The following is a 19536-nucleotide window of genomic DNA, read 5'->3' as shown; positions in this document are numbered from 1 at the left end:
TTCCTGGTGGCAGGCAGCGTCTGCCCTGTGGTGGCAATCGTGGCGATGCTTGCGGCCCGGATGGCCGGGGACGAGATAACCCACCCGCTGGAACGGCAACACGGCATCTCCGCGGACGCCGACGTCAAAAGCCGCCGACAATAACTGCGGCCGGCTGCCCGGAACGGGCAGCCGGCCGGTCTTGCGCATCAGGCGCGGGCGCGCACCACGGGAAGGCTTGCCGTGGGCGGACCGCTCGGGAAGACCGACGGTTCCGGCACTTCGACCGGTTCGAGGGCCACGCGGACGGAGTCGGCGCCGACGGAATAGACCCCGCCGCGCACGTCGATGTCCAGCGGTTCACCTTCCAAGACGCTCAGCGTGATGCTGGCGTCGACGAGTTCCACGAGGAGGAGCCTTCCCTGCAGCCTCAGGTGGAAGGAAAGGCTGTCCCATTCCTCGGGCAGCCGGGGATCGAAATACGGCACCGCACCCTGGTCCCGCAGGCCGGCGAAACCACATACCAACGAGCTCCACACGCCGCCGGTCGAAGCGATGTGCACGCCGTCGATCGTGTTGCCATGCGAATCATCCAGGTCGATGAACACTGCGTTGGTGAAGTGCTCAAGAGCCGCCTTCCGGTAGCCCACTTCGGCAGCCATGATGCCCTGGACGCACGCGGACAGCGTCGAATCACCCGTGGTGATGGGGTCGTAGAAATCGAAGGCGCGGCGCTTCTCCTCGGCGGTGAATTCCTGCCACTGCAGGAACATGGCCAGCACCGTGTCCGCCTGCTTGAGCACCTGGTGCCGGTAGATCACCAGCGGATGGAAGTTCAGCAGCAGCGGGTACTTGGAGCGTGGCGTCGTCCAGTCCCATGGCTCCAGGGTCATGAAGTCGTTGTCCTGCGAGTACACCTGGAAATGCTCGTCGAACGGAAGCTGGATACGGGACGCCGCCGCCTCCCAAAGCTGCCGCTCGGCGTCGTCGATTTCCGGATGGTCCAGCGCCGCCGCAGCGCGCAGGTTAAAACGGGCCATGACATTGGTGTAGAGGTTGTCGTTCACCACTGCCGTGTACTCATCCGGACCGGTCACGCCGTGGATGTGGAACTGGCCGTCCTTGCCGAAGAACCCCAGGGACACCCACATGCGGGCGGTCTCCACGAGCAGGTCCGCGCCCATTCCATCGCGGAAGTCGGAGTCTCCGCTCGCCCAGACGTACCGGTTGGCGGCAAAGGCAATCGCGGCAGCAATGTGGAACTGCGCAGTGCCTGCCGCGTAGTAGGCGCTGGCCTCCAAGCCGTTGATGGTGCGCCACGGAAACAGTGCGCCGTCCACGCTGAGCTCCTTGGCCCGGATCTTGGCGTCCGGCAGCATCTCGTGCCGGAACTCCAAAACCTGACGGGCGCCGTCGGGGTTTGAATACGACAGGTACGGGAGGAGGTAGACCTCCTGGTCCCAGAAGTAGTGCCCCTCGTAACCGGAGCCGCTGACGCCCTTTGCCGGAATGCCGGCTACGCCGGCGCGGGCCGTGGCCTGGGCCAACTGGAAGAGGTTCCAGCGGATGGCCTGCTGCACGTCGGGCTGGCCACCCACCTTGATGTCGGTGGTGGACCAGTAGTCGCGGTAGTGTGCCTCGCTCTCGGCGAAGACTTCACCTACCGGCTTCAGGCCCGCCGCTGCCGTGTCCGCCGGGTCCTGGCCTGTTTCGGCGTCTGCCGCTGCCGGCACCCCGATGCGGGCGCCCCGGGCCACCGCGTAGCTGACGCTCTTCTCGAGCCGGAACGGCTCATGGGATCCAACTGCCAGCACGTAACGGACGCTGCTGTCGTCCTGGTCCACGAGCGTATCGAACGGCTGGTGCCCTGCAGAGGTCCAGTGGTCGACGGCGATTCCCACGCGCTGCTTCGACTCCGCCGCTTCCCAGGAAAGGCGGAGCGAACCGTCGCCGCCGTCGAGCCTCAAGGGCAGCAGGACGCGCCCTGCGTGCCGGCCCGCCCTGCGCGGATCGTGCGCGGAGTGGTCGTCCACCGGCTGGTCCTGGCGGTTGATCACGGACGAGGTGACGTCGGCGGAGACGGCGCGGTCCGCGGAGAGCTCCAGCGAAATAGCGAGACAGCCGCGCGATTCGAAGCCCACGGCGCGGCGCTCCACGGTGGTGACGGTGGCGCCCGAACGGCATTGCCACACGATGCGGCACTCGTAGATTCCGGTGGCGAAATCTACGGAACGGCGGTAGTCCAGCACCGTCGATTCAGCGAGGCTGAGCATCTCGCCGTCCACGATCACCGTGAAGTTGTTGGCATCCGGAATGTACAGGATCCGCTGGCCGGTGCGCGCGAAACCGAAGGCATTTTCAGCGTGCTTGATATCCCAGATTTCGTGGAACCCGTTGATGAAGCTGCCCGGGAGCTCCGCATCCGCCGCCGCCCAATGGGCGCCCCTGATACCCAAATGTCCGTTTCCAAGGGCAAACAGCGTTTCCAGGGTGCCGGCATTGCCGGCGGCATGACCGGTCTCCACGAGCTTCCAGGGATCGTTGGGGAAGCGGACGCGGTCAGCAGTGATGAGTGCCATGAGTGGCGTTCCTTAGGCGGTTGGAGGAGCGGCCAGGGTTGGGGGCCTGGCAGGATTGCGCAGTGGAGGCGGAGCTCCGTGAAGGCGGAGCTAGAGCTCTGTGAAGGCGGTGCTAGAGGAGTTCGTCAAGGTCGTTGACCACTAACGTGGCGCCCGCCTCCAGCAGCGTCTGTCGCCCTGCGCCGCGGTCCACTCCGATGACGGAGTGGAAGCTGCCCGCGCTTCCGGCCTGCACGCCGGAAACCGCGTCCTCGACGACGACGCACTCTTCGCTGGGCAGCTCAAGGAGCCGGGCGGCGTAGTCATAGGTTGCCGGGCTGGGCTTGCCGGGAAGGCCTTCAGCGGCTGCCACGACGCCGTCCACCACCACCTGGAAATGGCCGTCGAGCCCCGCCGCGCGCAGCACGGACGGTGCGTTCCGGGACGAGGAGACGACGGCGACCTTGAGTCCCCGGGCCAGCGCGGCTGTGAGGAAACGCACCGACCCCGCGTAAGGGTCAACGCCGGCGCCGACGATGTCGTTGAAGATCTTGTTCTTCCGGTTGCCCAGTCCCTGGACTGTCTCGTTGTCCGGCGAGTCGTCGGTGGGACCTTCGGGGAGCTCGATGCCGCGCGACGTCAGGAAGTCCCGGACGCCGTCGAACCTGGGCTTGCCGTCAATGTGCTCGAAGTAGTCGCTTCCGCGGTAACCGGACTTCCCGGGCTTGGATTCGAGGTAGCCGTCAAAGAGTTCCTGCCACGCGCGCTCGTGGACCACGGCCGTGGGCGTGAGCACGCCGTCGAGGTCGAACAGGATGGCGGCGGCGTCCGTCCAGTTGTTCGGAGTGCTGCCGGGGAGGGTCTTCAGAAGATCAGTCATGCCTGGTGCGGTGTCCTTTCGGATGGCGGACAGCAGTGGTTGGGGACCATGCGGGGAGGAGGTGCGGCGTCGGCGACCGCGGGTGGAGCATCTTACGGCGCAATGCCTCGACTGGGGAGCGCCCGGGGGCGCGTTCAGGTGGCTTAAATGCGCAGTCGCTCTGAGAAACGTCTGCTTCCATCATGAGGCCGTTGTCCGGTCAGGGCAAACGCGCGTGGATTCACGCCCGGAGGCATTTGCACATACATCGCGTGACCCAGCCCTTTCAACACTCAGTCAAGGACCGGTAGTTTCGGCCGAAGACGAGTGTAAGCGCTTACAAATTTGGCGTGCAACTGTTTTTACCAAGCCGCAGGAGTTTGACTCCCCGGGGACCAACTCCTGGCGCTTTGCATCAGCTCAGTTGCAGGACGCGGGTCAGTGTTGCAGGACGTGGCTCAGGGCAGGACGTAGTGGCGCAGGAACGCGCTGACGTCCACCATCTCCCTCTTGGACATTGCATGGCCCATGCCCGGGTACGTGCGTGCCGTCAGCTGGGTGTGGGCATTCAGCCACTCCTCGGCATAGGCAACAGCTTCCTCGTTGATGATCAGGTCGGCCCTGTCCCGTCCCCAGAAAAAGGGCGGCGGGGTGTCGAAGGATTCACTGAGCGCCAGCAGATCGTTGTCCAGCACAAAGCCGGAAAGGCCGACGACGGCCGGAAAGTCCCGCGGCCGCAGCCGCAGCAGGGTGCTCGCCATGGCCATCCCCTGCGAATACCCCAGCAGGCTCACGCTGCTGTGGCCGCCCTTGACGGAGTCAATCCAGGAAAAGACCGAGTTGGCGGCGGCAATGACATCGGCGAAGTCGTTCGTGAGGAAGTAGTCCAGCAGGAACCAGCCGTAACCGTCGGCGATCGGCATCGGCGCGCGGAGAGCGGCGCAGGTGAATTCGGACGGGAGGTAGTCGAACAGATTCACCATCCGCGACTCGTCCGTGCCATAGCCATGCATCATCACGAGCAGCGGCGTGCCGGAGCGCTCATTTTCCGGCTTCGACCAAACGACTGTCTCCATCGGAACAGCCTAACGACTCCCCGTACGGGAACTGCAGGCCGGCCAGCGTGCTGACCTGCGCGTTTGATTGAAACAGGGGGTACTGCGCTGTAGCCTGACGATTGACAGCATGCTTAGCGAGTGGCGCATGCTTCGCCGGATTTACCGAGTGCCGCACTTACCAGGTTGCGAGAAGTCGCCAACACAAGGAGCAAGTCATGAGAATCGGTTCCGCCATCTTCCTCATTGCCATCGGTGCCATCCTCGCCTGGGCCATCACCCCCGGCCTGATTCCCAATGTCGACCAGACTTTGGTCGGCTACATCCTGATGGCGGTGGGAGTTATCGGGCTGATCGCTTCGCTTGTCCTGGCGTCCCCCGGCCGAAGCCGCCGCATCAGCGAGACACGTTCCGTTGTGGACCCCAACACCGGCGAGCGCATCACGCGCAACGAAAGCCGCGACGGCGGACTGTAGCCCCGCCGCTGCCCGCCGCATCCAGCCGGTGCCCTTCCGTGAAACTCCAGATAAAGCACCGGACTGCCGGGCCAGACCCTTCGGTCCGGCCCGGCAGTCTGTTTTCATGTTGTTTTTCATTGACAAAGCAACATGATCGAAGATAAAGTCAAGTAATTACAGATCGTGTGATGGCAGTCACTGAGGCTTCAATTGCTGGAGTGTCGGCCGCTGGCAGTAGGCCCCGGGGAGACAGCCAGCCGGAAGCCGTTCGCTGATCAGTAAGAGACAGACGATTTTGCAGTATTCACGCAGAGCAGTACTTACGCAATGGAGGGTATGTGTTTGCCGAGGAGCGTCAGCAGCAGATCGCGGGGCTCGTTGCAGCCAGCGGCCGCGCTAGCGTGACCGACCTCGCAGAGCGCTTCAGGATCACCACCGAAACCGTCCGCCGCGATCTCGCCGCCCTTGAATCCGCCGGCAGCGTCCGCCGCGTTCACGGCGGCGCTGTTTCCGCGGACCGTTTCAGCACCACCGAAGAAAGCATCCTGGAGCGGACCATCCAGCGACAGGGGCAGAAGCACCGCATCGCCGAGGCTGCCCTCGCCTTCCTGCCGCAGGGCCCCTCGAGCAGCATCCTCCTGGACGCCGGCTCAACCACCGAGGTCCTGGCCGACATCCTGGCCCGCCGCAGTGCCGTATCAGCCAAACACAACGGAGCCGAACAGAATCAGGAACTGGTGGTCATCACGCACGCCATTCCCATCGCCGCCAAACTCGCCAGTACGCCGGGCATCGCCCTGCAGATCCTGGGCGGCCGGGTCCGGGGACTGACTCAGGCCGCCGTTGGCCAGGCAACCGTGGACGCCGCCCAGAAGCTCCGCCCGGACATCGCCTTTGTGGGAACCAACGGCATCCATGCAAGCTTTGGCCTGAGCACCCCCGATCCCGAAGAAGCCGCCGTCAAGGCTGCCTTCGTCCACTCGGCCCGCCGCATTGTGGTGCTGGCCGATTCGTCCAAGCTGGATGCGGAAACGCTGGTCCAGTTCGCCTCATTGAAAGATCTGGACACCGTGATCACTGACCGCAAGCCCAGCCCCGAACTAGCCGCGGCCCTCGCCGACGCCGGCGTTGAGCTGGTGATCGCATGATCGTCACGCTCACGGCAAACCCCAGCCTTGACCGCACGGTGGCGCTCCCTGGCCCGCTCGAACGCGGCGAGGTCCAGCGTGCCGTCTCCGTCAGCCAGGAGTCCGGCGGCAAGGGAGTCAACGTCTCCCGCGCCCTGGTGGCCTCCGGGCTGGAGACCGTCGCGGTGCTCCCCGGCGGGGACTCCGATCCGGTCCTGGCCGGGCTCCGTGACGCCGGGGTGCCGTTCGCCGCGCTGGCCATCCATGAGCCGCTGCGGACCAACGTGGCCCTCACTGAGCCCGGCGGCGTCACCACCAAGATCAACGAGCCCGGCCCGGTGCTCGGCGAAGACGCCCAGGAGGCGCTCATTGGGCTGCTCCTGGAACGCGCCAAGGGCGCCAGCTGGGTTGTCCTCGCGGGGTCCCTCCCGCCAGGAGTTCCTAACGATTTTTACGCCACTGTCACCCGGAGGCTTCGTTCCGCGGACACTGGAAACAGAGTTCCGCAGATCGCCGTCGATTCCTCCGGGGCACCACTCGCCGCGGCCATCGCCGGCGATGCATCAGGGGCAGTCTCCGGGAAACCGGACCTGCTCAAACCCAACGCCGAGGAGCTCGCGGAACTTGCCGCCGCGGCAGGATTCGCCTCGGTGAGCACGGCTGAGGAACTCGAAGCGGATCCGGAGGCTGCCGCGGCAGCCGCCGCCGCCGTCGTGCGTTCCGGCGTAGGGGCCGTGTTGGCAACGCTCGGTTCAAAGGGCGCTGTCCTTGTGACGGCCGACGGCGCGTGGCTGGCCACGCATCCGCCGGTCACCGCGGTCAGTACGGTCGGCGCGGGCGATTCGTCGCTGGCTGGCTATCTGCTCGCCGCCAGCCAGGGCGCCGCCCCGGCTGATTGCCTCCGTCAAGCTGTGGCGCACGGCGCCGCAGCCGCTTCCCTGCCGGGCTCCACAGTTCCGGCAGTCCACCAAACTACCCCCGACGCCGTTACCATCACGGCCCTCCGGAAGGATTGACAGTGACTCAGCTCATCACCACCGACCTGGTCGAGCTCGACCAGAACCTGGGCAATTCGCCCGAGGACGTGATCCGCCACCTGGCTGGCAGGGTTGCTGCCACCGGCCGCGCGAGCGAAGTCGAAGGCCTCTTCACTGACGCCTTCGCCCGCGAGCAGAAGACGGCAACCGGCGTGCCCGGCGGCATCGCGATCCCCCACTGCCGCTCGTCCGCGGTGACCGTTCCCACGCTCGCCATGGCCCGCCTCTCCCAGCCCGTCGACTTCGGCGCCAAGGATGGCCCTGCCGACCTCATCTTCTTTATCGCAGCCCCCGCCGGCGCAGACCAGGAGCACCTCAAGCTCCTGTCCAAGCTGGCCCGGTCGCTGATCAAGAAAGACTTCACCGGTGCCCTGCGCGCCGCGTCCAGCCAGACGGAAATCGTTGAACTCGTCGAGGGCGCCCTGGCTGACAAGCCTGCGGCACCCGCCGCTGCACAAGCCCCCGTACCAGCAGCCGCACCAGCAGCCGCCGGCGCCGCTGCCCCCGCGAAGGGTGGCCCCAAGCGCCTCGTCGCCGTCACCGCCTGCCCCACCGGCATCGCCCACACCTACATGGCAGCCGACTCCCTCGTCGCAGCGGCCCAGGAAATGGGCGTGGACCTCCAGGTGGAGACCCAGGGCTCCTCGGGCGCCAAGCCCCTCGACCCTGCCATCATCGCCGCAGCCGACGCAGTGATCTTCGCCGTGGACGTGGATGTGCGCGGCAAGGAGCGGTTCGCAGGCAAGCCCGTCATCAATGCCCCGGTCAAGCGCGGCATCGACGAACCCGCCAAGATGGTCCAGGAAGCACTGGACGCCGCGGACAACCCGCACGCCCGCCGCGTCCCGCACTTTGGCGCCGAAGAGCAGGCCGAGCAGGAGGCCACCGAAAAGGGCGAACACATCGGCCAGAAGCTGAAGAGGGCCCTGCTCACCGGTGTCAGCTACATGATTCCCTTTGTCGCCGGCGGCGGCCTGCTGATCGCCCTGGGCTTCCTGCTGGCTGGCTTCGACATCGCCCTGGGCACAAAAGCCAACGACATCCTGGCAAACAACACCCTGCTCAACCTTCCCGACGGCAACCTGGCCCTCTACCTGGGCACCGTTTTCTTCAAGGTCGGCGCCCTGTCCATGGGCTTCCTGGTGCCCGCACTGGCCGGCTACATCGCCTACGCCATCGCCGACCGTCCGGGCATTGCGCCAGGTTTCGTGGCCGGTGCCGTATCCGGTTTCATGGGTGCCGGGTTCCTCGGCGGCATCGTCGGCGGCTTGCTCGCAGGCTACATCGCACACGTGATCGGGACGTGGTCGGTGCCGCGCTGGCTCCGCGGCCTGATGCCGGTCGTGATCATTCCGCTGCTCGCCTCCATCGTCGCTTCGGGCGCTATGTTCCTATTCCTCGGCGGACCGATCGCAGCCATCACTGTGGGGTTGAACACCTGGCTCTCCGGCATGTCCGGTGCCTCGGCCATCGTGCTGGGCATCATCCTCGGCCTCATGATGTGCTTCGACCTCGGCGGCCCGGTCAACAAGGTTGCCTACGCCTTCGCCGTCGCCGGGCTCGGTGCAGGAAGCGCCACCAACCAGGCGCCGTGGCAGATCATGGCGACCGTCATGGCTGCCGGCATGGTCCCGCCGCTCGCGATGGCCCTGGCCACCGTTCTGGACAAGAAGCTCTTCAGCCTGGCTGAGCGCGAGAACGGCAAGGCAGCCTGGCTGCTGGGTGCCTCCTTCATCTCGGAGGGCGCCATTCCGTTCGCCGCAGCCGATCCGCTGCGCGTCATCCCCGCGAGCATGGTGGGCGGCGCCGTCACCGGCGCTCTCACCATGGCCACCGGTGTAACGTCACAGGCACCCCACGGTGGAATCTTTGTGTTCTTCGCCATCGGTAACGTCGTGATGTTCATCGTCGCCATCCTTGCCGGCACCGTTGTCAGCGCGCTGATCGTGGTCGCACTCAAGCGCTGGGCTGCCCGCAAGCCCGTTGATACGGTGGAGACCGTCCCTGAAGCCGTCCCCGCCCGCTGATTCTTCAGCAGCCCAATTCCCCCTACCGCAATCGCAAGGAGCAAAAATGTCCGAACGTACCGCAACCGTCGCCAGCCGAGTAGGCCTGCACGCCCGCCCCGCCGCCATCTTCGCTGAGGCAGCCGGCGAGTTTGACCTCGACATCACTATCGCCCGCGAAGGTGAGCCGGCTGACGAAGCCATGGACGCCGCCAGCATCCTGTCCCTCATGAGCCTTGGCGCATCGCACGGCGACGTTGTGGTGCTCCGGGCGGAGGGTGATGGCGCCGACGTCGCCCTCGATCGTCTGGTCCAGATCCTCGAGACCGACCACGACGCCGAATAGGTCTAAGCAGGCTCACGACGGCCGGCTTCCGGCGCAGCATCCCGACAGCCGGGAACTGCGCCGGTGCCGGCCGTCGCTGTTTCTGAGTTCTCGCTGTCCATCAAAAATCCCGACTGGTAAGCAAACTTAGCAGTTTCTTGTTTTTGCTCTTCAGCCCCACTAGCTTGGAATTGTGCCCCGTGCCGTTCAGTACCGCCCGGACATCCCGGGCTGAAGGGAGGCCTGACAAAGTGACAACCTTGCAGGAAAGCATTGACGTCGAAGTTCCGGTCAACACCGCCTACAACCAGTGGACGCAGTTCGAATCTTTCCCCCGGTTCATGAAGGGGGTTGAATCCGTCGAGCAGATCGACGAGACCTCGCTCCACTTCCGAACGAGGGTAGCCGGCATCAGGCGCGAATACGACGCGCAGATCCTTGAGCAAACGCCGGACCGGTGCATCGCCTGGGTCAGCAAGGATAAACCCCGCAATGCCGGCAGAGTCACCTTTGAAAGCCTCGGTCAGGACCTTTGCCGTGTGAACGTGGAACTTGAATGGGAGCCGGAGGGCCTCCTCGAAAAGACCGGCGCCGCCGCGCACGTGGATGAAACGCAGGTTTCGTCCGACCTGCTGCGCTTCAAGGAGTTCATCGAATCACGCGGCATTGAGACCGGCGCCTGGCGCTCGTCCGTGGATCGCGGAGAAGTCGACGCCGAGTAAATGGATGCGCACTAACAAACCACGATCCGCGGAGGTAGCCATGCCTGAGAGAAAGAACCCGAGCCTCAAGGATCCCGAACTCTACGAAGAGCTCCGTGAGGATGGAGCCTCGAAGCAGAAAGCGGCCCGCATCTCCAACGCCGCCGCCAATAAGGGCCGCTCCGAAGTTGGCCGCAAAGGCGGGAAGTCCGGCGACTACGACGACTGGACCGTGGCCCAGCTTAAAGCCAAAGCCAAAGAGATCGGCCTCAAAGGCTATTCCGGCAAGAAGAAGAGCGAACTCATTTCCGCGCTCAGAAATTCCTGAGCGGTGCGCTCATGAGACCGGCGGCCGGGGTATCCGGTTCCTCAAGCGCCCTTCCGCGCAGTCTTGGTGGCGGCCGGCTTGGCAGCAGTCTTCGTGGCCGTCGTCTTGTTGGCAGCAGTCTTGGTGGCGGCCGGCTTGGCAGCAGTCTTGGTGGCCGCAGTCTTGGCCGCAGCCTTGGTGGCCGCACCGGTCTTCGCCGCCGTGCCTGTCCTGGACGCTGCCTTGGCCGCAGTTTTGGTACCGGACCTCGCGGCCGTCTTTGCCGGAGCCTTGGAGGCACCGCCGACCTCTTCACCGCCGCCTGCCCCGCGTTTCCGGTCCAAACTGCGCTTGAGCGCCTCCATCAGGTCGATGACTTCCCCGTTGCCGGACTCCCCGGCCTCGACGCCGAAGGTCTCTTCCGTATCCAGGGAGTCGCCCTTCTCCAGCTTGGCCTCGATGAGCTGGCGCAGCTGGGACTGGTAGTCGTCCGTGAACTGCTCCGGTTCGAAATCGGAGGCCATAGACTCCACCAGCGCGGCGGACATTTCACGTTCCTGGGCGGAGATCCGGATGGTCGTCTCCAGGGCAGGAAAACCTGCCTCACGCACCTCGTCGGCCCACAGCAGGGCCTGCAGCATCAGGACGTCGTCCCGGATCCGCAGAGCACCCAGCCGCGTCTTGTCCCGCAGGGCGAACTGCACGATTGCCACACGGTCGGTGTCCTCGAGCGCCCGGCGCAACAGCATGTAGGCCTTGGGCGACTTCGAATCCGGTTCCAGATAGTAGCTCTTCTCGAACATGATCGGATCAAGCTGCTCGGACGGAACGAACTGGACCACTTCGATCTCGTGGCTGTTTTCCGCGGGAATGGCCTTGAGCTCCTCGCGGGAAAGGACCACGGTCCGGCCGTCGTCCTCGAAGGCTTTGTCGATATCGGCATAGTCCACGACCTTGCTGCAGACCTCACAGCGGCGCTGGTAGCGGATCCGGCCGCCGTCGGCGTTGTGCACCTGATGGAGGCTGATGTCATGGTCCTCGGTGGCGCTGTACACCTTGACCGGGACGTTGACCAGCCCGAACGCAATCGCGCCTTTCCAGATCGCTCTCATGAGACAAGTGAACATCACACTTCGCCGGAGGTGAAGCCCTTTGGCCGGCGGTAAGGAACGGGTGCGGGTCGGCGGCCGCGGACTGACGCTGACCAACCTGGACAAGGTGCTCTACCCTGCGACCGGTACCACCAAGGCAGACGTCCTGGCCTATTACGCCGCTGTGGCCCCCGCGCTGATCCCGGCTGCAGCCAACCGGCCGGCCACGCGGAAGCGGTGGGTCCACGGCGTGGGGACGGCGGAAGAGCCCGGGCAGATGTTTTTCCAGAAGAACCTCGACCATTCCACTCCCGGGTGGGTTCCCCGGGCCGCCATCACCCACAAGACCAGCACCAATTACTATCCGCTGGTGAACGACCCCGCCACGCTGACATGGCTGGCGCAGATCGCCTCGCTGGAGATCCACGTCCCGCAGTGGAGGGTGGACTCGCACGGCAACGCGCTGCCGCCTGACCGGATCGTCCTGGACCTGGATCCCGGCGAAGGGGCAGGCCTCCCTGAATGCGTGCAGGTGGCATTGCTGGCGCGGGACATCCTCAAGGACGTGGGACTGGACCCGGTTCCGGTGACGAGCGGCAGCAAGGGCATCCACCTCTACGCCGGCCTCGACGGCACGCAGACCTCGGACCAGATTTCCGATTTCGCCCATGAACTGGCCCGCGCGCTCGAGGCCGACCACCCGGATCTTGCCGTCAGCGACATGAAAAAGGCACTTCGAACGGGCAAGGTCCTGGTGGACTGGAGCCAGAACAACGCGGCCAAGACCACCATCGTTCCGTACTCGCTGCGCGGACGGCTGACGCCCACCGTGGCTGCTCCGCGGACCTGGCGGGAGCTGAGTTCCGCGTCCCTCCGGCAGTTGGACTACGAGGAGGTCATGCGCCGGGTAGGAGCCGGCAAGGATCCCTTTGCCATCATTGACGAGAGCAGCGGAGCCACCCACACCGTACCCTCCAGCGCGGACCACAGCCACGGGGACCACTTACCCGGACACGTCGGCACCGGCCACCACAGCGCAACGCCGGCCGCTGGAACGGCCGACGGCGGCGCTCGCCGAAGCGGCGGCCATGAGGATCCGCGTCTGGACAAGTACCGCTCCCTGCGGGACCAGGGTGAGACGCCGGAGCCCTTTACCGCCGAAAAGCACCACTCAGCCAAGGGCAGCGGCGACCGGGTCCTGGAAGACGCCCAGGCCAGCGCAGCAGAGAACGCCGGGAACCAGGATGCGAACGAAATCTTCGTGATACAGGAGCACCATGCCAGCCGCCTGCACTACGACTTCCGGCTTGAGCACGAGGGCGTACTGGTCTCGTGGGCGCTGCCGAAGGGCGTTCCGGACACCGGCGCCAAGAACCATCTGGCCGTCCAGACCGAGGACCACCCGATGGACTACGCGGATTTCGAAGGCACCATTCCCAAGGGTCAATATGGCGCCGGCACGGTCAGTCTCTGGGACAGGGGCGTGTACGAACTGGAAAAGTGGGTTAACGGCAAGGAAGTCATCGCCACGCTCACTGGCCAGGAGGGCGGCGGGCTTGGCGGTACCAGGAGATTCGCCCTGATCCACACCGGGCAGGGCCAGAGCGAGCAAAGCCAGTGGCTCATCCACCTGATGGACAAGGGATCCGGTATCCGGACAAAGCGCGCCGCCTCAACGGCAGCAACGGAGTCTGCGCCCGCCAAGGCGGCGCCCGGTGAGGACACCGCTGCCGAGGCCGCGTCCACCAATGGCCCACCCACGAAGGCCGCATCCCGACGAAACAGCATCATCGAGGACCCTGTCCCGATGCTGGCCACCGCGGGCACCACCGCCGACCTCCACGGCAGCGAGTGGCATTTCGAACTCAAATGGGACGGGATCCGTGCCCTGGTGGTGGCGGACAGCGAAAAGATCCGACTCATCAGCCGCAACGGAAACGACATGTCCGCCAGCTACCCGGAACTGACGGACCGGGACTGCTGGCCGCCGCAGGACTTCATAGCGGATGGTGAGATCATCGCCGTCGGACCCCGCGGCAGGCCGGACTTCGGGCTCCTTCAGGGGCGGATGAAGCTAACCAAACCCGGTGATGTGAAGAAGGCCCGTGCCGCCATCCCGGTGCGGCTCATGCTTTTCGATCTGCTCGCCGACGGCGGCGAGGACCTGCGCAGGCTCCCCCTCGAGGAACGCCGGGACCGGCTCGCTGACTTTTACCGTCCGTCGGAGTTCCCGGTGGAGCTCTCCGAGACGTTGGACGAGCGTGTGGAACACATCCTGGAAAGTGCGCGGGAACTTGGCCTGGAAGGGGTCATGGCCAAACGCGCTGACAGCCGCTATGTCAGCGGCCAGCGGAGCCGGTCGTGGATCAAGCTCAAGATTGAGCAGACGCAGGAAGTGGTGGTGGGCGGCTGGCGGCCGGGCAGGGGTGAACGGTCGGACACCGTGGGGTCATTGCTGCTGGGCATACCCGACGGGAAGAAACTCCGCTACGTGGGCCGCGTTGGCAGCGGCTTCAGCAGCCGCGAATTGAAGGAACTGCGCCAGACCATGGACGGGCTGACCCGGAAGACCTCGCCGTTTGAAGAGGTTCCCGCCCTCGACGCAGCCGACGCCCGCTGGGTTACGCCCGGCCTCGTGGGCGAGGTGACTTTCGGCGAGTGGACCGGCAGCGGAAAACTCCGGCACCCGGTGTGGCGCGGCTGGCGGCTGGATAAGAAGCCGGAGGACGTCGTCGCCGAATCCGCCGGTTCCTGACCCGGACGGGCAACCTCAAAGTCACCGGGACGCGCACAACGGCCCAAGACGCGCAAATGGCCTGGCGACACCCGAATTCGGGTGTCGCCAGACCATTTCAGTCTCGAACGGTACTAGGACGAGTGCGGCATCTGGGGACGGCCGGTCCGGTGGACGGCGGTCACGGCAGCCTCTTGCCCTGCGCGGCCGTGGCTCGAACCGCGGTCCTTGGGATGGCGGCGCTTACCGTTGCCGTCTGGCCACTGACGCGCTCCGCCCATGGCCGCGGTGACGGCGATGGTTTCCGGAGTGGGCAGCGGCGGCCTGTCCATAGACTCAGTCAGATGTGCAGCCACATCCGGTTTGATGGAGCTTCCTATATTCATGTCACCCATTTGTTCTTCCTTTCTGCAATGAAACGAAGCGTTCACCCGTATGAGGGCCGTGATTCAGGCGTCGCTGCTGTAATCACGAAAGGTTGTGTCATTGGGACTCGGCGCGAACCGAAGGCCACCAGCCGGCCAGCTACTCAAAGATCAGTGTTCCCATGGCTCCACGATAGGCAGAAACCAGCCGCGCGGGAACCCCCGGGAAGCCAATCAGTCCTGGGCTTCTTGGCTAAAGGAGTTCTCCCAGACGGCACGGGATCCGGCTTCCCCGATCTCCGCCACCTTGAAGACCGTTCCGCCGCACAGGATGAGAACCAGTACGACGGCGACCGCCCCCGCTATCCGGGAGCCGGCGGTTCCCAGCTTCTTCCGCATTCCATCCGCCTGCGTGGTCCCGTACCGGAACCACAGCCACTGCGCCATGGCTACGACAAACACGCCGATGACCCAGGGCAGCAATGAGCTGGCAATGCCGGTGTGCGCGGTGATTGCCGGGGTCGTATCCACACGCTTCATCAGCCACTCCCCGGCCTGCTGGGTGATCGGGACCAGCACCAGCGCCCCCAGGGCTATCAGCGGGGTCACGATTCCCAGCCGCCGCCGGGCAATTGGCCAGACGATGCTCAGCACGGTGCACAAGGCGGCCAGCGGAACAAAGACCACGGTGCCATGCACCAGCAACACATGCATTGGCAGACCGTTGATTACGTAGTCCATGCCGAACACCCCTGTCTGGAATTAACGAATCTGTTCCGGGCTTCCCCGGATCATCCATACCGGGTTTACCCACTCAGACGACCACCGGCGAAGAACGGTTCAATCGGGGAACTCCCGCCCTGGCTTCCTGTGGCCGCGCCGGCAGGCCTGTTGTGCCAATCGAGGGGCCTTCTGTCGCGTCTGCAGGGTACCTTCTCGGGTACCTCGATAGGCAGTCCAAAAGCGCTCGCGGGCGGCCCATTACCCGGAAAATACGGCCCCAAACGGACCCCGGAACAAAAAGTTTGATAACGATGCCACCCGGAGCCCGGATTCCCCGGAATGGCGCGGTGAAACCGGGCAAAACAAATCTGATATTTGCTTCCTGAGGGCGGTGAAACTGTTGATCATACGGCACCAAACTCTGATTTGCCATGGAAATCGCGTAAAATTGAAGGCCTGCCCGGAGCGGGGCAGCTACAAGTCGCAAGCAAATGACCTCCACAGGAGTCGCCCAAATGCCCACAGACCGAAGCACGACCGACTCTTCAGCAGGCGTTATTAACGCCAGCGGAACCAACCAAGTGGCACCCCAGGGTGTAAAGAAACCAAAGCTGCTCGCACGTCGGCGGCTCAAGGTGTCCGACGTCAATGTCGTTGACCAGCCCATGCTTAAGAAGGCGCTCGGCGGAACCATCGTGGGTAACACCATGGAGTGGTACGACGTCGGCGTGTTCGGCTACCTGATCACCACCATGGGACCGGTGTTCCTGCCTGAGGCGGATGCCAAAGTCCAGACGCTGTTCCTGCTGGGCACCTTCGCCGCGACCTTCATTGCCCGTCCGCTGGGCGGCGTGATCTTCGGCTGGCTCGGTGACAAGGTCGGCCGCCAGAAGGTTCTGGCCGCAACCCTGATGCTGATGGCCGCCAGCACCTTCGCCGTCGGCCTCCTGCCCGGCTACGCGCAGATCGGCATCTGGGCCGCGGCGCTCCTGGTTGTACTCAAGCTCATCCAGGGCTTCTCCACGGGCGGTGAATACGCCGGCGCCACCACGTTCGTAAGCGAGTACGCCCCGGACAAGCGGCGCGGCTTCTTTGCCAGCTTCCTCGACATGGGCAGCTACCTGGGCTTCGCCCTCGGCGCCGCCCTCGTATCCGTGCTGCAGCTGACCCTTGGCCAGACCGCCATGGAGGAGTGGGGCTGGCGCCTGCCGTTCCTCCTCGCCGGCCCCCTGGGCCTCATCGCCGTCTACTTCCGGAGCAAGATCGAAGAATCCCCGCAGTTCCAGGCCACCCTGGACGCCCAGGAAGACCAGGCCAAGGATGCAGCCGCCGGAGACGAGACTGCCGTCAAGGGGCCTCTGGGCATCGTCAAGGCCTACTGGCGTTCCCTCATCGTGGCCATGATCCTGGTGGCCGCCGCCAACACCGCCGGCTATGCCCTCACCTCCTACATGCCCACGTACCTGACAGAGTCCAAGGGCTACGATCCCGTTCACGGCACGCTGCTGACCATCCCCGTGCTGGTCATCATGAGCCTCTGCATTCCGCTGACCGGCAAGCTGTCTGACCGAATCGGGCGCCGCCCGGTGCTCTGGATCGGCGCGTTGAGCACCGTGGTGCTGGCCGCCCCGGCCTTCATGCTGATCGGCATCGGCAGCATCTGGTCAACGCTGGCCGGCCTGGCCCTGGTCGCCTTCCCCGTGACGTTCTACGTGGCAAACCTGGCCTCGGCCCTGCCGGCCCAGTTCCCCACTGCAAGCCGTTACGGCGCCATGGGCATCGCCTACAACTTCGCCGTAGCGATCTTCGGCGGCACCACCCCGTTCATCGTGGCCGCCCTGATCAGCGCCACGGGCAATGACATGATGCCTGCCTACTACCTCATGGCCACCTCGGCCATCGGTGCAGTCGCGATCTACTTCCTGAAGGAATCCGCGCAGCGGCCGCTGCCGGGCTCCATGCCCAGCGTCGACACGCAGGCCGAGGCCCGTGAACTCGTGGCCACGCAGGACGAGAACCCGCTGATTGACCTCGACGAACTGCCGTTCGAGGCCCAGGACACACAGGACCGGGACGCAGACCAGGCCAAGGTTCCTGCCAACGCCTGATGCGGTAGCAGCTCCGTCTCCGTGATGAAGGCCTGTCCGGCGTGCTGTCCTTGGGGGCGGCACGCCGGGCGGGCCTTCGCTCTGTGTTGCATTAACCACTGTGTCGCCTTAACCACTGCGGAGTCACTCCGTCGGTGTTACTTTTTCTAGGGTGCTGCTCCAGCCGGGGGCAGCCAGCGTAGACGGTTGGAGGAGCTCCCGTGCGGCCTGTCCTTCGCCACGTCCGGCAGCTGCACAGCCTGGGGCCATCCAACAACGACCATCTCTCCGCACTGCGGGTAGCCGTCAGCGTGGCGGTTCCGTCATTCCTGCTTCTCCTCTGCGGCCGGCCGGACCTGATCATCTATGCCGTGTTCGGGGCACTGACCGGGATGTACGGACGGAATGAGCCCCACCAGCTCCGGCTGCGGCACCAACTGCAGGCGGCGCTGGTGCTGCTCTCCGGCGTCGGGGTAGGTGTCTTCCTTTCCGTCAACCACCTTCATTCGTGGTGGCTTGTAGCCATCGAAGCCCTCCTTGCCGGGGTGGGTTCCGTCTACTCGGACAAAGTCCGCCTCAAGCCCAATGGCCCCTTTTTCGGCATTCTCGCCCTCGGCGCCTGCGCCTCAGTCCCCACGGCAGTTCCCTGGTACGGCGCCCTGCTTATCGGCGCCGGATCGGCCGCGTTCTCGCTCTTCGTCGGTTTCGGCGGCTGGGTCCGCGGCCGTGTCTGGAACCCCGGCGCGGCGAGGGACTCCGTCCGGCTGCAGGGACGGCTACGGCGGAAGGCCGTCATCCACGCCGCGCGCTACGTACTGGCGGTGGGAGCAGCCGGTACGGTCGGCGTCCTCACGGGCAGCGGCCATCCGCACTGGGCCATGGCGGCGGCCGCCGTTCCGCTCGCGGGGGCCGACCTGCCCAGCAGCGTCCACCGCGGCATCCACCGCATTATCGGGACGCTGCTCGGGCTGGTGATCGTCGCCGTCGTGCTGCTGCCGGGGCCGTGGGCCCTGCTGCACCTTTTTCCGGGAGCCGAAGCCGCCGTCCTCGCATTCCTGGTGATCACCTTCCAGTTCACCACTGAGCTGTTCATGACGCGGCACTATGGCCTGGCCATGGTCTCGTTCACCCCGGTCATTCTCCTCATGACGCAGCTGGCTGCTCCGGCCGACCCCTACATCCTCATTGCCGAGCGCGGCGTGGAGACCCTCGTAGGTGCCGTGACCGGCATCCTGGTGGTGGTGCTTATCCGTTCCCGGCGGAGGCCCGCCCCGGCTCCTTCGGCTTCTTCGGGGGCCCGGCCGTGATCCGGTCCGGCAGGATCCGCGCGGCAGCAGCGAGGACCTTATAGCGCTTGGTGGGAATGGAAACCGCCTTGCCCCGTGCATTGTCCGCCAGGCCTTCCCGGACCACTCTGCCCGGACGCAGCCAGGTCCAGCCGGGAGCCACGGATTTATCCATCCCCATCCGGTCGTGGAACTCCGTATGGACAAATCCCGGGCAGACCGCCGTGACCTTTACTCCCCTCGGGGAGTACGCGAGGTTGGCCCAGCGGCTGAAGCTCAGCAGCCAGGCCTTCGCCGCCGAATATGAACCGCGGGGAAGGAACGCCGCCACGCTCGCCACGTTGATGATCCTGCCCGATCCGCGTTCCAGCATCCCCTGCAGTGCGGCGTGGCTGAGCTCCATGGCTGTTTCCACGTGCAGTTTCAGGTGCTTCTTCTCGTCCTCGATGCTGTTCTGGTCGAAATCGTGCAGCAGCCCGATCCCGGCATTGTTCACCAGAATTTCGACGGGACGAGAAGCGTCGGAGAGACGCGCGACGACGGCGGCCACGCCGTCGTCGTCCGTCAGGTCCGCGGGCAGCACTTCAGCCGTGGTTCCGAACCGCCGCGTCAGCTCTGCTGCCACCGACTGCAGCCGCGCCTCATCGCGGGCCACCAGCACCACATCGTGGCCCTGCTCCGCGAGCTGGTGCGCGAACTCCGCTCCGAGTCCCGCGGTGGCGCCGGTGACAAGGGCTGTACTGCCGGATCTGGGTGTCATGGCCCCAGCCTAATTGCATCCGGGCGGTTTGCCTCCGGGCCGTTCGCTGCAGAATCCGTGGCTGCCGGAGGGAGCGCG

The 19536-nt window shown here is 65.3% G+C and carries 17 protein-coding genes; 10 read left to right on the top strand and 7 right to left on the bottom strand.

Translation table 11 applies throughout. From position 1 onward, the window contains the following. Positions 1-188 precede the first annotated feature (188 nt). From AC1D14_RS16315 to AC1D14_RS16305, 3 genes are all read right to left on the bottom strand, one after another. Complete coding sequence (locus tag AC1D14_RS16315; protein ID WP_230120060.1) at positions 189-2558, bottom strand: glycoside hydrolase family 65 protein; 2370 nt, start codon at positions 2556-2558, stop codon at positions 189-191. A gap of 112 nt (positions 2559-2670) precedes the next feature. Then, positions 2671-3417: an HAD family hydrolase gene (locus tag AC1D14_RS16310; protein WP_230120061.1), complete on the bottom strand. Its 747-nt coding sequence runs from the start codon at positions 3415-3417 to the stop codon at positions 2671-2673. Between the two features lie 437 nt (positions 3418-3854). Next, positions 3855-4472 carry an alpha/beta hydrolase gene (locus AC1D14_RS16305; RefSeq protein WP_230120062.1) on the bottom strand — a complete coding sequence of 206 codons (618 nt, stop codon included), beginning with the start codon at positions 4470-4472 and terminating at the stop codon, positions 3855-3857. A 197-nt stretch (positions 4473-4669) separates the two neighbouring features. Between AC1D14_RS16305 and AC1D14_RS16300 the strand changes: the two genes are divergently transcribed. The 7 genes from AC1D14_RS16300 (at position 4670) to AC1D14_RS16270 (ending at position 10433) form a co-directional block, all read left to right on the top strand. Continuing rightward, positions 4670-4927, top strand: coding sequence for a DUF6458 family protein (locus tag AC1D14_RS16300; protein WP_230120063.1), 258 nt, complete (start codon positions 4670-4672; stop codon positions 4925-4927). A gap of 320 nt (positions 4928-5247) precedes the next feature. Further along, positions 5248-6057 carry a DeoR/GlpR family DNA-binding transcription regulator gene (locus AC1D14_RS16295; RefSeq protein WP_230120064.1) on the top strand — a complete coding sequence of 270 codons (810 nt, stop codon included), beginning with the start codon at positions 5248-5250 and terminating at the stop codon, positions 6055-6057. Next, positions 6054-7052 (top strand): 1-phosphofructokinase family hexose kinase, encoded by a 999-nt coding sequence (locus tag AC1D14_RS16290; RefSeq protein WP_230120065.1) that lies wholly within the window; start codon positions 6054-6056, stop codon positions 7050-7052. The genes AC1D14_RS16295 and AC1D14_RS16290 overlap by 4 nt, the downstream gene beginning before the upstream one ends. A gap of 2 nt (positions 7053-7054) precedes the next feature. Continuing rightward, entirely contained in the window at positions 7055-9100 is a 2046-nt protein-coding gene (locus tag AC1D14_RS16285) for a PTS fructose transporter subunit IIABC (RefSeq protein ID WP_230120066.1), read from the top strand. A 46-nt stretch (positions 9101-9146) separates the two neighbouring features. Further along, positions 9147-9425 (top strand): HPr family phosphocarrier protein, encoded by a 279-nt coding sequence (locus AC1D14_RS16280; protein ID WP_230120067.1) that lies wholly within the window; start codon positions 9147-9149, stop codon positions 9423-9425. A 230-nt stretch (positions 9426-9655) separates the two neighbouring features. Next, complete coding sequence (locus AC1D14_RS16275) at positions 9656-10126, top strand: SRPBCC family protein (RefSeq protein ID WP_230120068.1); 471 nt, start codon at positions 9656-9658, stop codon at positions 10124-10126. Positions 10127-10166: 40 nt separating this feature from the next. Next, positions 10167-10433, top strand: a complete 267-nt coding sequence (locus AC1D14_RS16270; protein ID WP_230120069.1) for a DUF7218 family protein — start codon at positions 10167-10169, stop codon at positions 10431-10433. A 41-nt stretch (positions 10434-10474) separates the two neighbouring features. Here the strand turns inward: AC1D14_RS16270 and ku are convergent, their stop codons facing one another. Beyond that, complete coding sequence (gene ku, locus AC1D14_RS16265) at positions 10475-11524, bottom strand: non-homologous end joining protein Ku (protein ID WP_230120070.1); 1050 nt, start codon at positions 11522-11524, stop codon at positions 10475-10477. 40 nt (positions 11525-11564) lie between these two features. Here ku and AC1D14_RS16260 point away from each other — a divergent pair, with 40 nt between their 5' ends. Beyond that, positions 11565-14258, top strand: coding sequence for an ATP-dependent DNA ligase (locus AC1D14_RS16260; protein ID WP_476968772.1), 2694 nt, complete (start codon positions 11565-11567; stop codon positions 14256-14258). A gap of 113 nt (positions 14259-14371) precedes the next feature. Here AC1D14_RS16260 and AC1D14_RS16255 read toward each other — a convergent pair whose 3' ends face one another. Next, positions 14372-14632, bottom strand: coding sequence for a hypothetical protein (locus AC1D14_RS16255; RefSeq protein WP_230120072.1), 261 nt, complete (start codon positions 14630-14632; stop codon positions 14372-14374). A gap of 204 nt (positions 14633-14836) precedes the next feature. Further along, positions 14837-15343: a DUF2231 domain-containing protein gene (locus tag AC1D14_RS16250; protein WP_230120073.1), complete on the bottom strand. Its 507-nt coding sequence runs from the start codon at positions 15341-15343 to the stop codon at positions 14837-14839. A 497-nt stretch (positions 15344-15840) separates the two neighbouring features. Here AC1D14_RS16250 and AC1D14_RS16245 point away from each other — a divergent pair, with 497 nt between their 5' ends. After that, the gene (locus AC1D14_RS16245; RefSeq protein WP_230120074.1) at positions 15841-17433 is read left to right on the top strand and encodes an MFS transporter; all 1593 of its coding nucleotides are present in this window, start codon (positions 15841-15843) and stop codon (positions 17431-17433) included. A 200-nt stretch (positions 17434-17633) separates the two neighbouring features. Further along, a complete protein-coding gene (locus AC1D14_RS16240; RefSeq protein WP_230120075.1) occupies positions 17634-18719 on the top strand; it encodes an FUSC family protein in 1086 nt (361 codons plus the stop codon). Here the strand turns inward: AC1D14_RS16240 and AC1D14_RS16235 are convergent. Continuing rightward, entirely contained in the window at positions 18658-19458 is an 801-nt protein-coding gene (locus AC1D14_RS16235) for an SDR family NAD(P)-dependent oxidoreductase (protein ID WP_230120076.1), read from the bottom strand. The genes AC1D14_RS16240 and AC1D14_RS16235 overlap by 62 nt on opposite strands. Positions 19459-19536 lie beyond the last annotated feature (78 nt).

Source organism: Arthrobacter sp. P1_B11 (genome assembly GCF_056406715.1).
Note: the sequence above shows the minus strand (reverse complement) of the source record. Positions and strands in the feature narration are given on the sequence as shown.